At 41.9% G+C, this 14,502-nt stretch carries 11 protein-coding genes; 3 read left to right on the top strand and 8 right to left on the bottom strand.

Annotation, left to right across the window (positions count from 1 at the left end; genetic code table 11):
- Positions 1–29 precede the first annotated feature (29 nt).
- A complete protein-coding gene (locus J4G44_RS06155; RefSeq protein WP_004972111.1) occupies positions 30–413 on the bottom strand; it encodes an SCP2 sterol-binding domain-containing protein in 384 nt (127 codons plus the stop codon).
- Positions 414–661: 248 nt separating this feature from the next.
- On the bottom strand, positions 662–1,582 hold the full coding sequence (ttcA, locus tag J4G44_RS06150) for a tRNA 2-thiocytidine(32) synthetase TtcA (protein WP_104853169.1): 921 nt from the start codon (positions 1,580–1,582) through the stop codon (positions 662–664).
- Positions 1,583–2,138: 556 nt separating this feature from the next.
- Here ttcA and J4G44_RS06145 point away from each other — a divergent pair.
- Positions 2,139–3,026: a lytic transglycosylase domain-containing protein gene (locus J4G44_RS06145; RefSeq protein WP_096900985.1), complete on the top strand. Its 888-nt coding sequence runs from the start codon at positions 2,139–2,141 to the stop codon at positions 3,024–3,026.
- 189 nt (positions 3,027–3,215) lie between these two features.
- Positions 3,216–4,121 (top strand): protease HtpX, encoded by a 906-nt coding sequence (gene htpX, locus J4G44_RS06140; protein WP_004972117.1) that lies wholly within the window; start codon positions 3,216–3,218, stop codon positions 4,119–4,121.
- 111 nt (positions 4,122–4,232) lie between these two features.
- Here the strand turns inward: htpX and J4G44_RS06135 are convergent, their stop codons facing one another.
- The 3 genes from J4G44_RS06135 to J4G44_RS06125 form a co-directional block, all read right to left on the bottom strand.
- Positions 4,233–4,823 (bottom strand): DUF4112 domain-containing protein, encoded by a 591-nt coding sequence (locus J4G44_RS06135; RefSeq protein WP_004972119.1) that lies wholly within the window; start codon positions 4,821–4,823, stop codon positions 4,233–4,235.
- A gap of 145 nt (positions 4,824–4,968) precedes the next feature.
- Entirely contained in the window at positions 4,969–6,303 is a 1,335-nt protein-coding gene (gene mgtE, locus J4G44_RS06130; RefSeq protein ID WP_154320955.1) for a magnesium transporter, read from the bottom strand.
- 163 nt (positions 6,304–6,466) lie between these two features.
- A complete protein-coding gene (locus tag J4G44_RS06125) occupies positions 6,467–9,571 on the bottom strand; it encodes a multidrug efflux RND transporter permease subunit (protein WP_207973934.1) in 3,105 nt (1,034 codons plus the stop codon).
- A 244-nt stretch (positions 9,572–9,815) separates the two neighbouring features.
- Between J4G44_RS06125 and J4G44_RS06120 the strand changes: the two genes are divergently transcribed.
- Positions 9,816–11,012 carry a hypothetical protein gene (locus tag J4G44_RS06120; protein ID WP_179988557.1) on the top strand — a complete coding sequence of 399 codons (1,197 nt, stop codon included), beginning with the start codon at positions 9,816–9,818 and terminating at the stop codon, positions 11,010–11,012.
- Positions 11,013–11,050: 38 nt separating this feature from the next.
- Here the strand turns inward: J4G44_RS06120 and J4G44_RS06115 are convergent, their stop codons facing one another.
- The 3 genes from J4G44_RS06115 to J4G44_RS06105 all read right to left on the bottom strand — a co-directional run bounded on the left by J4G44_RS06115 (position 11,051) and on the right by J4G44_RS06105 (position 14,454).
- The gene (locus J4G44_RS06115) at positions 11,051–12,202 is read right to left on the bottom strand and encodes a LuxR C-terminal-related transcriptional regulator (RefSeq protein ID WP_207973933.1); all 1,152 of its coding nucleotides are present in this window, start codon (positions 12,200–12,202) and stop codon (positions 11,051–11,053) included.
- Positions 12,203–12,469: 267 nt separating this feature from the next.
- Positions 12,470–14,104 carry a chaperonin GroEL gene (gene groL, locus J4G44_RS06110; protein WP_154320958.1) on the bottom strand — a complete coding sequence of 545 codons (1,635 nt, stop codon included), beginning with the start codon at positions 14,102–14,104 and terminating at the stop codon, positions 12,470–12,472.
- Between the two features lie 59 nt (positions 14,105–14,163).
- Positions 14,164–14,454, bottom strand: coding sequence for a co-chaperone GroES (locus J4G44_RS06105; protein ID WP_004972131.1), 291 nt, complete (start codon positions 14,452–14,454; stop codon positions 14,164–14,166).
- Positions 14,455–14,502: the final 48 nt, after the last annotated feature.

The raw sequence follows: 14,502 nt of genomic DNA, 5'->3' as shown, positions 1-14,502 counted from the left end.
TTCGCCTGCTACAGCGTAAATCGCTTGAATTAAGCAGATTGCTCAAGAATCTTCTTAAATAAGTCTTTTTGTTCTTGGCTTGGTTTTGCAGTTTGTAATGCCATTAATTGTGACATATCGCCCTGTACTTTGATTTTACCTGTCATAAAGGCTTGCATAGCAGCCGCCATGTCAAACTCTAGGAATACTTTACGTAAAGTTTCCGCATCCATATTTAATGTTGTTTTTGCGTTGTCCGCCAAACCTTTTTGGATTTTACCGCCATCTAAAGACAATTCTGTGTTGCCTGCAGCATCAGTCACCACTAAGTTAATTGCCAGATTTGCAAGTGCTGGAGGTAGGTTTAAATCACCAGCTTGAGCCGTTAAATTTTCTACAGTTGCAAACCAATCATCAGTTAAAAAAGCAGGCATGATTTTTCCTCAATATATTTGTGCATGTGTGTTGTCTATCCAGACACCATCATTATTAAGCTGTTTTGCTTGCTGATTGTTATAGCATGAACCTTTCGTGAAAGGCTAAGAAATTTTGTACGGGACGTTCAGTTTTTGTATTTTTAGTCGAAATGACGACTTTCTCAAATAAATCAAATTCATAAAAAAACACCAAGCTCTGGCTTGGTGTTGATTACATTTTAAAGGGATTGACAGGCTGTTATCGCTTAGTCTGCAGCGTAGCCTAAATTGACCATATTGATGCGTTTGTTTTGCTCTGCTGCGTTTTGTTCGGCCTGATCGGCAAAATCAAATACGCGTTGGCTGTCTAACGCTTCAAAGTCGAATAATTCACGGTCTGCCAACTGCGATGGCGATACATTCTGTAATGCGCCAAAAATACTGTGCAAACGCTTAGGATGTGCTTTATCCCACTCACGTAACATGTCGTTAATAATGGCACGCTGTAAGTTTTCCTGTGAACCACACAAGTTACACGGAATAATTGGGAATTTACGCATTTCTGCATATTTAATGATGTCTTTTTCTTCCACATAAGCCAGTGGACGAATCAGCATATTTTTCTTGTCTGATGACAACAACTTCGGTGGCATGGCTTTTAAGCTACCGCCATGGAACAAGTTTAAGAAAAAAGTCGCCAAAATATCATCACGGTGATGCCCAAGCGCCACTTTGGTTGCCCCTATTTCCTGCGCAAAGCCATACAAAGAACCACGACGTAAACGCGAACACACTGCACAGTATGTTTTACCTTCAGGCGTTAAACGCTTGGTGATGCTATAGGTGTCTTTTTCTAAAATGTAATATGGGATGTTATTTTCTTCTAAATAACGCGGCAATACATCTTCAGGGAAGCCCGGTTGCTTTTGGTCTAAGTTCACAGCCACCACATCAAAATTGATGGGTGCGATGCGCTTGAACTGCAACATAATGTCCAGCAAGGTATAACTGTCTTTACCACCAGAAATACACACCATGACTTTATCGCCATCTTCAATCATGTTGAAGTCACGAATCGCATGCCCGACTTGACGACGCAGCTTTTTCAACAAACGATAATACGCAGAGCTGGTTGGAAGTTCTGGTTTGAAATTAAAGCCTTGATCGGACTCAACTGGTGAGAACATAGACGCGATTAACCCATGAAAAAAATTACCGCGCAATTTTAGCCGATTCAGACCAATCCCGCATCAAAAGAATGTAATTTCATCGCAATCTTCCTTTTCGTCAGAGAACTTAATTTCTGACTGCGCGTTCATTTCTGTTTGCACACTTTATTTTTGTCTGCGCAGATCGTTTTTTCTGCGGCAAGTTTGAACCCTCAGGTTCACTTTTTCGCCAAGATGCTTATCTTTTGGACTTTTCCACAGTTTTCCACAAAAGCTGTGGATAACTTTGTGGATTTAAAACAACTTGACAACGCCTCTTGCCGTTATTCTAAGGCTTCTCTTTAAATTGATTACTTTTTGATCGATTTTATTTTAATTTAAAATCATACACTTAAGTGTGTCAAGCTGATCCAATTAAAAAAAAATAAATATTTTTTTTGATTACTCTGTCAGCAATTAAGCTTGATTTTTTTCGACACTACTGTAAATGAATTTGTACAAAGCCTTTTCATCTGTGAGATTTTTGTTAAACTCCTATTAACTGTTTGGGGACAGCTTTTAGTGTATTCACAGCATGAACAATAAAATTAATGCCTTTTTACTGTATATTTTGGGGACTGCCAGCATCATGCCTTTGGCAACGACAACGCACGCAGGTCAAATTTATATGTATAAGGACAGCAATGGCAGTACCTTGCTGACTAACCGCAAAAGTGCAGATCGTTCACTGACAAAAGTAAAAGTCACATATTATCCAGACAGCAATATTCACAGTTATCGCAACTGGGGCAATTCCGAAGCGTCGGTATTGCCAAGTTATAGCCGCAATAAAAACGCCTTTGACCACATTATTCAGCAAGCAGCACAACAACACGGTGTTTCAGAAGGTCTAATTAAAGCAGTGATGCATACCGAATCAGGTTTTAATGTCAACGCCCGCTCGCCTGTCGGTGCACAAGGTCTAATGCAGCTCATGCCTGCGACAGCACGACGTTTTAATGTCAGCAACGCTTATGACCCGCATGAAAACATTATGGCGGGTGCAAAATACTTGGCTTGGTTACTCAAACGCTTTAATGGCAACACCACTTTAGCTTTGGCGGGTTATAACGCGGGCGAAGGCAATGTTGCAAAATACGGCGGTGTACCACCTTTTCGTGAAACTCAGGACTATGTACGTCGTGTGACCAGTCGTTATAGCAACCTGTATGCCAACGGTGTTAGTGCAAGTGCTAATAACAATGCGATTACGGCAAATAACAATAGCAATACTCAGAGTCAAAATGCACAAGTGATTGCGCAGTCAGACAATTACACTGCCAGTAATCATCAAGTGGCGGCAAACAAACGCCCACAACGTCAAATTATTATGGCCGCCGATGGTCGCTTTACCGATGCACCTGCAGGTTCATACGCGACAGGGAATGCCACGGCTTCGGCACGTATTTTTATTTCAGAATAAAAGCTGCAGCACTTCATTTGAGCTTGCGGCAACGCAAGCCTTTTTGAAATGCCAATTGCAGTATCAGCGCAAAATATTTTTAGTACAGTTTTATTATTTTTTCTTGAATTTTTAATACATACACCGCATATTTACGGCATGGTTTATTAATAAATCAGATTACATTTTTAATATAAGAGGATTTACTCAATGATGCGGATTGGTTTGTTCTTGCTAACCAACCTCGCGGTACTGGTTGTAGCTGGCATAATTTTGTCACTCTTCGGTGTCGGTAGTTACCATGGCGCGGGTGGCTTAAACCTAGGCAACCTGTTGGTCATCTGTTTTGTCTTTGGTATGGTTGGCTCTTTAATTTCACTATTCATGTCTAAATGGATGGCGAAAAAAACAACTGGGACTGAATTAATTGACCCGAATGCACCTCGTAACCAAGCTGAAGCGTGGTTATTAAATGAAGTCGCGCAGTTGTCGCAACGTGCTGGTATCAAAATGCCAGAAGTGGGTATTTTCCCTTCTTACCAATCGAATGCTTTTGCAACAGGTTGGAATAAAAACGATGCTTTAGTGGCTGTATCTACAGGGCTGCTTGAGCGTATGAACAAAGATGAATTACGAGCAGTTTTGGCACACGAAATTGGTCACGTTGCCAATGGCGACATGGTGACCTTGGCACTCATTCAAGGTGTGGTCAACGCATTCGTCATGTTCTTTGCCCGTGTTGCAGGTGACTTCATTGACCGTAACGTATTTGGTCGTGAAGACGGCGAAGCACCTGGCTTGGCTTATTTTGCAATTACCATTGTACTGGATATCGTATTTGGTATTTTGGCCTCTTCAATCGTGATGTGGTTCTCGCGTCAACGTGAATACCGTGCCGATGAAGCAGGTGCACGTTTGGCAGGTAAGCAAGCCATGATTTCTGCATTATTACGTTTACAGGCAGAATCTGAAATGCCTGATGCAATGCCAAAAGAAATGAAAGCTTTTGCGATTTCTGCAGGTAAAGAAGAAGGTTTTAGCTTGGCAGCGTTATTCCAAACTCACCCAAGCATTGAACAACGTGTTGCAGCTTTACAGCAATTAAATTTACCTTAATACTGCTAGCAAGATATTGTAACAGCGACACCAAAAAGCTTCCTCAGGGAAGCTTTTTTCATGTCTGTAAATTAGATCTGCCAGATGGTTTTGTACTTTAAACAGGTTCATTTAAACAGCAAAACTTTGTGACCAGTGCCACAACCAACTTGCACCGAGCCATGCTGCCCAAATAAAGAAAATAAGAAAAATCACACCAAGCAAATCAGGCAAATGTAGCCACAGCCATGCCACTACAGGATTACGCCAAAATGCTGACTGCTGCTGTTTACGTTCCAATCGCTCATGTAAAAAAGGATGTACCACATGATGCTCACTGTGAATCTGATATTCTTCACGGATATGCGTATGCACTACATCTAAAGCTTTACGGCTTGGACGAATAAATACATCAAATACTGTGCCGACAATTGGCACAAAACCAACTACTGCATCCATCACAGCAAGTTTAATCACGGGAGTGAGTTTGGTTTGTGGTACACCAATTTGTTTGGCTTTATAAATCGCATAACAGGTCAGTGCAAAACCTGCGACATCCCCCGCGACAGGTACAGTGCCTAATGCGGCATCTGCTCCCACGCCCTGCTTGGTAAATGGAATACGCACCACAGAATCCATCATATTGGCAAACTTGGCTAAATCGCGCTCTAAGCGAATCACCTCTTGCTGGCTAAGTTTTTTTGAAGATGCAGGTTCTGGCATAGAAAACGTATCGTTGGGTAAATGCAATCTACTTGAGAATAAAGCAGTTTTTTACTCAGGTCTGTTATGATTTTATAAACAGAATTTTGATCAATGCAAAAAGTTTAAGATGAGGTCTTGAATAAGTCATCATCACCGACAGTGTTTAAAGTAACAACTGTGAAGCAATAAATAAGTACACCACCACGCCCGTTGCATCACAAATCGAGGTTACCAAAGGCGCAGAGGCACTGGCAGGGTCTAGTTTCAGGCGATGCAAAATAAAAGGCAAACTCATGCCAATTAAACAGCCCATCAGCACAATGCCCAGCATACTCAGTGCCAATACCACAGACACCATCATATCGCCACGGTAATAGCCTAAAATTGAAACCGCAAAAGCCATAGTTCCACCCAAACATAGCGCCACCAAACTTTCACGTCCGAGTAAATGCAGCCAATCTTTAAATTGCACATCACCTGTAGCCAGTGCCCGTACCATTAAAGTTGCAGACTGAGAGCCCGCATTACCACCACTACCGACCAAAAGCGGCAAGAAAAAAACCAGTACAATATGTGCTGCAATAGTGTCTTCATAATGCGCAATGCCAATTCCAGACAATAAACTGCCAAATACCAAAATCACCAACCAAAACACACGTTTGCGATATAAAAGTAAAATTGGCGCAGTTTTTATACTCATGCCAGGTGAAGACGCTACCGCACTTGATTTTAAAAAGTCTTCTGTAGTTTCTGCCTGTACCACGTCCATCGCATCATCATAGGTGACAATCCCCAGTAAATGCTGTGCATCATCTACAATCGGTAAGGCCAAAAAATCATAATGGCTGAGTTTTTGCGCGATACTTTCCTGATCTTCTGTCACTAAACCAGTGACTAAATCTGTGCGCATCACATTTTTAATTTTCTGTTCAGGCGGGTTTTGAATTATTTCTCTTAAAGAAATCACCCCCAATAGTTTCATCAGTTCATCGACAATATAAATCAGGTACAAAGTTTCCCGATCTGTGGTCATTCTGCGTAATTCATCTATGGCTTGCTGCATGTTCAGTTCTGGTGAGAGCACCACGAAATCCGAACTCATAATCGCGCCCGCAGATTCTTCAGGATATCGCGCTAAAGTCTGAATCTGTGCGCGTTTTTCTTCCGTAATGTGTAAGCTGACAAAACGCTGTAAATGCGGAGAAAGTAACTTAAATAAGTCGGTGCGGTCATCTGAAGGCATGGCTGAAATCAGTTTGACCAATTGCTGCGGTGCCATCGCCTCTGCAATTTGATGTTGCGAATGCAGTGGTAAAAACTCCATCACCAAGGCAGCACTGTCAATTTGTTCAATTAAACTCAGCTGTGCTTTCAGACTCAAGTGCTGCATTAAGTCGGCTAAATCGGCAGGGTTGATACCATCGATCAAGCTGCGCACTGTACTTGACTGATGTAATTGCAAGGCTTGTTCTAACTGTTCAGCGTGCAGATTGGTCATTAATCTCACCCACTCCATCATTCCAAAACGTAAAATGAAGAATGGGCAAAGTTTCTCAGCCCAAACCAACCCTTAAAAACCCGAAAATCTGTAGATTTATACAAGATTTTTAGCGTTTCATATCATAGCCTATAATTTTGCTAAGTGCCTAATAAAAACATCTTTAGTTTATGGGTGATGAACGATTCACTTGAAATATAGAACGAACCAGCACATACATAAACGGAATAAAAACAAGCACTAAAATTGTGCCAAAAATAACTCCACCTAAAACACTCACCCCAATTTCCTGACGGCTTGCTGCACCTGCACCAAAGGCAAATACTAGCGGCAAAATACCTGCACCAAATGCCAATGAGGTCATTAAAATAGGTCTGAGCCGTAAGCTTGCACCTTCTAAAGCGGCTTGAATCACCTGTTTGCCTTGTTGCTGCGCAGCCGAAGCAAACTCCACAATTAAAATGGCATTTTTACATGACAAACCAATGGTGGTAAGCAAGGCAATTTGGAAATAAATGTCGTTCGGGAAACCTGCCAAATAGCTGAAAATAATATTTCCACCAATTCCTAAAGGAATGGCACTCATCACGGCTGTTGGAATACTCCAACTTTCATACAAGGCAGCAAGGCATAAGAAAATAAACCCGATGGAAACCAAATACAGTAACAAAGCCTGATTGCTGGACTGATTTTCTTCAAAAGACAACCCACTCCATGCCAAGTCAATGCCCTGCTGCTGTGCCACCATCTGTTCTAAATCACGCATCGCCTGCCCTGAGCTATATCCTTCGGCAGTATCGGCTTCCATTTGCACGGCGCTATACCCCATAAAACGATTGACGACTTCTGGCCCACCGCTCCAACTGAGTTGAGCAAACTGGCTAAAAGGTACCATTTGATTTTGCTGACTGCGTACCGACCATTGATTCAAATCTTCAGGTTTACCACGAAATTCGGCATCACCCTGCATAATCACACGTTTAATTCGACCACGGTCAATAAAGTCGTTGATATAACTACCGCCCCAAGCTGCCGCTAAGGTACTGTTAATAGCCGTTTGATTTAAACCTGCTGCCATCGCCTGTTTCTGATCAATCGTGACGTTTAACTCTGCTTTTTCCGGATTAGCACGTTGATCTAAATTCTTAAAGCTTTGATATTGAGCGGCTTGCTGCTGTAAATTTTGAAATTGCTGAATTAAAAAATCGCGTCCTGTACCATTCACATCGCGCATCCAGAACTCTAAGCCATCGGTTTGCCCCAAACCACGAACTGCTGCGGGCATGCCAATGGTAATTTGTGCATTGGGATGCTGTCGGAAATGCTGCATGGCACGTTCACGAATAGCTTGTGCGGTATGCTGCTGCCCTTGACGCTCATCCCAATGTTTTAGCGCAATAAAACCCTGACCTAAATTCTGCCCTGTTCCCGAAAAATTACGTCCATAACGAATCATCACCAAATCAACATTGTGGGCTTCATGCTGCATAAAGTATTCGCGTATGCTTTCGCCCACTTCACGACTTTTAGACAACGGCGCACCTTCCTGTAATTTAAATTGCACCGACAACATGCCCTGATCTTCATTCGGGATAAAACTGGTAGGTAAGGCACGGTAAAACAAGGCAAACACCGTCAGTAAACCTGCAAAAATAACCAGACACATCGCTTTATGCTGAATCGTCCAGCCTGATAATTTGAGATAGTGTTGTTTTAAGCGTTCCAGTTTTTGATTAAACCAGATGGCCCATTGGGCTGGTTGTGGATTGGGTTTTAAAATCAAGGCACACAAGGCAGGCGTTAAAATTAAGGCCACGCCTAAAGACAGTGCCATCGCAGTGACTAAGGTGATGGAAAACTGGCGATAAATTACTCCAGTCGAACCACCAAAAAATGCCATTGGAATAAATACTGCGGTCAAAACCAAGGTAATGCCGACCAAAGCACCGCTAATTTCCTGCATAGATGCGATAGATGCCTGTTTAGCCGAGAGCTGCTGTTCGTGCATTAAACGCTCGACGTTTTCGACCACGACAATCGCATCATCCACCAATAAACCAATCGCTAAAACCAAAGCGAATAAGGTCAGCGTGTTAATACTTAGGCCAAAGAGTTGCAACACGGCCATAGTGCCTAAAATCACCACAGGCACGGTTACGGTAGGAATGAGCGTCGCGCGCCAGTTTTGTAAAAACAAGAACATCACGATGACAACTAAAATCACCGCTTCAATTAAAGTTTTCACCACTTCATTAATTGATTCCTGCACGAAAGGCGTGTTATCTCGTGGATAGACAATTTGGTAACCTTCGGGCAATTGTTGTTTTAAATGCTCAATTTGTTTTTGAATTAAGGCTGAAGTTTGTAACGCATTGGCACCAGACGATAAAGAAATCCCCATCCCTGCCGATGGAAAACCATTAATGGTATTAAAGTTTTGATAATTTTCTGCACCGAGTTCTATACGTGCCACATCTTTTAAATAAACAAAGCCACCTGCCTGATCTGCTTTTAAAATAATATTTTCAAATTCTTCTACCGTTTTTAAGCGTGAACCTGAGGTGACTTTGGCATTGAGATATTGTTCTTGTGCTGTGGGTAATTCACCAATTGCGCCTGCTGCGACTTGGGTATTTTGTGCCAATACTGCAGCACGTACATCACTTGGCATGAGTGCGTATTGTTTTAACTTTAACGGATTCAGCCAAATCCGCATTGCATATTGTGCACCAAAAACATCGACCTCACCCACACCTTCAATGCGTGCCAACTCTTGCTCTAAATGACTCATCATATAGTCAGACAAGGCAATATTGCTGCTTTTGGCTGTGGCATCGTACAGCCCAATGACCATGTGGGTATCACCCAATGATTTAAAGACATTTACCCCCTGACGCTGCACATCTTCAGGTAAGCGGTTAATTGCGCCATTAATCGCATTTTGTACCTGGACTTGTGCGGTATCGGGGTTGGTACCATTTTCAAAGCTAATGCTGATGCGACTTCGTCCTGAAGAATCACTGCTAGAACTGAAATACAGTAAGTGATCTAAGCCTTTAATTTGCTGTTCCAAAACCTGTGTGACGCTTTCTTCAACAGTTTCTGCCGAAGCTCCTGTATACGTTGCGCTGACGGTGATACGAGGTGGTGCAATGTCTGGGTAGCGTTCTACAGGTAAATTTAATACTGAAAAAATCCCCAGTGCCATCACCACAATGGCGAGCACACCTGCAAAAATAGGACGTTCAATAAAAAATTTAGACAGCATAGAACAAGATCACTTTCTGGTGGCGATTGGGCTTAAACACGCAATATTTTTCTTCAAATTAACATAGGCGAGTGGATCTTCCGTGACTGAAAATCAAAAAATTATACTTTTTCACAAAAATATTGTTTTTTCTTCATTTTTTCTCACAGATTTAAGCCCTTAACCTCCTCACTTTAGGATATGCAGCGACTCAGCCATGTTTTTATACTTTGTCTATAAACAACGAGATGACAAGGAAATCATGATGAAAAAAACGTTAATTTGCTTAGCCTTAGCAGGTTTACTCAGTGCATGTGGCGGGTCAGACAATGATTCTGGTAGCAATCAGAATCCGCCACCGAGTTCAGCAACACAGATTGGTGTACTGACCGATGGCCCTGTAACTGGGGTTAAATATCTCAGAGCTTCGAGTTCAGGTGAAAGTATTGAAGGTATCACCAATGATAAAGGTGAGTTTGAATATGCTGAGGGTGATACTGTTCGCTTCTTTATTGGTGATGTGCAACTTGGTGAAGCCATTGAAGCTAAAGCACGTATTACCCCACTAGATTTGGCTGAAAGTGAAAATGCCCGTACCAACTTAATGGTATTTTTACAATCTTTAGATAGCGATGGCGACCATAGCAATGGAATTGAAATTACTGCAGACACTCAAACAGCCTTAACCGCTGTGAATATGAATTTCGAGCAAACACCCGCAGAGTTTTCAACTACGTTTGTCAATGAAGTGATCCCTAAAACCGATATCCCACTAGATCGAATCGTGACACCTGAAAAAGCTGCAGAAAACTTCCAAGCCACTTTCTATAAAGATATTGCAGGCACTTGGGAAATTGGGCGTACTGAAAGCACTGCTGTTATATTACATATTTTACCAGACGGACGTTATGCGCTAGGTGAAGCAGATGTAGCTGATGAAACAGGGAAGTCTGGTATCGAAACAGGACGACTAAATTGGAATGCTTTAACTTCAGCGCTGAGCCCTGTGATCTCAGTAGATACTAATGGAGACTACGGGCTTTCACATCCAGACAATGATGGTCATTACCGCCTAAGTTATAACGGTACAGATTTAGTGCTGACCGATGTAGGAAGTAATAGCACCTATATTTTAACTAAAGTCAAACAATCATCAGGATTAGTCGGCACTTGGCAATTTAATCAAACTCATTTATTTGCTTTCTTTGACACAGGATTCTATTTCTTGTTAGACACTGAAGGCGATGATGATTGCGCTAACCCAGGTATTGAATATGGCAAATATTCAATGACAGCCAATACACTTGCCGCAACAGAAGTGTTATATGACACCAACGATTGCGGTGGCTTACAAGACTCTTGGGATGGCAGTAAAGTGAATGCAACTTACAGCATCTCAGGAACAAGCCTAACCTTGCATCCGCAAGGCGAAGACTCTGTTACCCTACAACGTAGTAACTAAACATATTCAAAAGCTGCCTAAGCCAAACTTAGGCAGCTTTAACCAATATGCTCAAAATGAATGGTACAACCCATTAATAAATGCATAAGTTCAATTTGCGAGTTGCATTGGGTTTTTTCATAAATATTTTTAAAATAAGTGCGCACGGAACTGAGGGTAATCCCGCAATGTTCCGCAATTTCTTCTAACTTATAACCATTCAACAACAACTCACACAGCTCAAACTCGCGTTTAGACAATTGATAAGCTTGCTGCAAATAGGCTTGTGACAAGGCATAGTGCTGATGCATATCGGTCAGAAATACCGCAATTTGATGTTGTCTTGCATTTTGATGCTGCATATTTTTTAATTTAGAACAAGGTACGATAGTCAGCATTAATTGTTGTCCTTTCGCATCTGACAAAGACAATACACCGCCTACATCTGCGTTTAATGCCGACTGTCCCAACAACGCTGAATGTAATAATTGATCTAAACGGCTTTGATCACCAATATTGGTCTTTAAACGGTTATGCAAGTCCAAATCTAGACAAGAACCTTGCTCCATCATGCGCTGTGCCAAAGGATTGCAATAATTTAATCTGAGGTTGTGATCAAGCAAAATAATGCCCGTTTTTAAATGATCGAGCACACTATACAAACTTAAATTTTCTTGTTTAACCAAACTAAACTGACGATGGATTTGTAAAGCACGGCGCAAATGCACCCCCAATTGCTTTAAAAAATCCAACTCTTTTTGTTGATACGGCGCTGCATCAGGCGCACGGTGTAACCCTAAAACCGCCCAACGATGTGAACCCTGATCGAGCAAAACAGCCGAGATATAACTAATTCCCGTCGGATTCAAACACCGTTCATAAAAGATATATTCATCACTTTCAGGGTTTTCCCCATAATGCGATAAATCCGAGCTCGCTACTTGCCCCACACCTAAATTTTCCCACAATACTCGGTGTAACTGCATGTCAATCACGCGAATCCGCTCATCACGATAGGCATGCAAAGCTTCATCTGGAATATTGTGACTAAATAAAAAATCGTAACTTGGGCTAAATTGATCTAAGGCAGTAAAAATGGCGGTTTTACTGTCTGTATATTGAACAATTTTTTCAATTACTTGCGGCCATAAATTCACATCTACAGCGGCATCATAAATACTGCCTATAATTTCGTGTTCTCGGTTATCCATTTTTATCCCCTTTATGCCTACTCCAGCCTGCATTACACTTATTTAATCATTTGTTTTTCTTATTATTCCAAGTAGCATAGTGGGTTTTATTCACAAAAAAAAGCAGTTTAAATACATATCACGCATTTAATAAATAAATAAATAAATGGAAAATGGCTAGGCAGTTTTGCTTTTTCATGCGTGCAAACTCTGAATTATAAAAACCACGCCATAAAAAAACCCCGTATCTGACGATACGAGGTTTTTGAAGTTTGGGTCCGCTGATAATTACATCATGCCGCCCATACCACCCATGCCACCCATATCTGGCATTGCTGGCTTGTCTTCTGGAATTTCAGTAATCATACATTCTGTTGTTAACATCAGGCCAGCAACAGACGCTGCATGCTCAAGTGCAGAACGAGTTACTTTTGCAGGGTCAAGAATACCCATTTCCAACATGTCGCCATATTCACCAGTCGCAGCGTTATAACCATAGTTACCTTCACCGTTCTTCACAGCATTGATTACTACAGATGGCTCATCACCAGCATTGGCTACGATTTGACGAAGCGGAGCTTCGATTGCACGACGAAGAATGTTGATACCTACGTTTTGGTCATCGTTAGCACCAGTCAGACCATCAAGTGCAGATGCAGCACGCACCAGTGCAACACCACCACCTGCAACAACACCTTCTTCAACCGCAGCGCGAGTTGCGTGAAGCGCATCATCCACACGGTCTTTCTTCTCTTTCATTTCAACTTCAGTTGCAGCACCAATTTTGATGACTGCAACACCGCCTGCTAATTTAGCAACGCGTTCTTGAAGTTTTTCTTTGTCGTATTCTGAAGTAGATTCTTCGATTTGCGCACGGATTTGCTGAACACGCTCAGAAATCTGATTTGCATCACCAGCACCATCCACAATCACGGTGTTTTCTTTAGAGACTGTAACTTTGTGCGCGCTACCCAAATGCTCTAGTGATGTTTGCTCCAAAGACATACCAATTTCTTCAGAAATAACCGTACCGCCTGTCAAGATTGCAATATCTTGAAGCATTGCTTTACGACGATCACCAAAACCAGGCGCTTTCACCGCACATACTTTGATGATGCCACGCATGTTGTTCACAACAAGCGTTGCCAGCGCTTCGCCTTCAACATCTTCAGCAATGATTAGAAGTGGCTTACCTGTTTTTGCAACCGCTTCTAGGACAGCAATCAGTTCACGAATGTTGCTGATTTTTTTATCAACTAGAAGAATGAACGGATTTTCAAGTTCTGCAGTCAAAGTATCTTGTTTGTTCGCGAAGTATGGCGAGATATAACCGCGGTCAAACTGCATACCTTCTACAACGTCAAGCGCGTCTTCAAAGCCTGAACCTTCTTCAACAGTGATTACGCCTTCTTTACCAACGCGTTCCATTGCTTGTGCAATGAGTTTACCTACTGTTTCATCAGAGTTTGCAGAGATCGAACCCACTTGCTCAATCGCTTTAGTATCAGATGCTGGTTTAGCCGTTGCTTTAATGTCTGCAACGACTGCCTTAACAGCAAGGTCGATACCACGTTTCAAATCCATTGGGTTCATGCCCGCAGTTACAGATTTGATGCCTTCATTTAAAATGGCTTGTGCAAGTACTGTTGCAGTGGTCGTACCGTCACCTGCGATATCATTGGTTTTGCTAGACACTTCACGTACAAGCTGAGCACCCATGTTCTCAAACTTGTCTTTCAAGGTGATTTCTTTCGCAACAGATACACCATCTTTAGTGATGTGCGGCGCACCGAAAGAACGGTCAATCACTACGTTACGACCTTTAGGGCCTAAAGTTACTTTAACTGCGTCTGCAAGTACGTTTACACCTGCAATCATTTTTGTGCGAGCTGAATCACCAAATTTTACGTCTTTAGCTGACATGTCTAACTCCAAATATTTTTAAATAATGTTCAAATTTGCTTTGAATATGAGTTCTGAAATTAGCCTTCAAGTACCGCTAAAATGTCAGACTCTTTCATAATTAGAAGTTCTTCACCGTCTACTTTAACTGTTGTGCCTGCATAAGTACCAAACAAGACTTTGTCGCCCACTTTTACGTCTAAAGCGCGTACGCCATTGTCTGTAATTTGACCATTACCTACTGCAATCACTTCACCTTGCGCTGGTTTTTCTGCTGCAGAACCTGGAAGCAAGATACCGCCAGCTGTTTTTGTTTCTTCTTCAACACGACGAATAACTACACGGTCATGTAATGGACGAATGTTGCTCATAAATAACTCCATCAGACTAGGTCTATGTACAGATTCCTGATGACGACT

This window comes from Acinetobacter towneri (assembly GCF_017498585.1).
Taxonomy (GTDB): domain Bacteria; phylum Pseudomonadota; class Gammaproteobacteria; order Pseudomonadales; family Moraxellaceae; genus Acinetobacter; species Acinetobacter towneri.
Note: the sequence above shows the minus strand (reverse complement) of the source record. Positions and strands in the feature narration are given on the sequence as shown.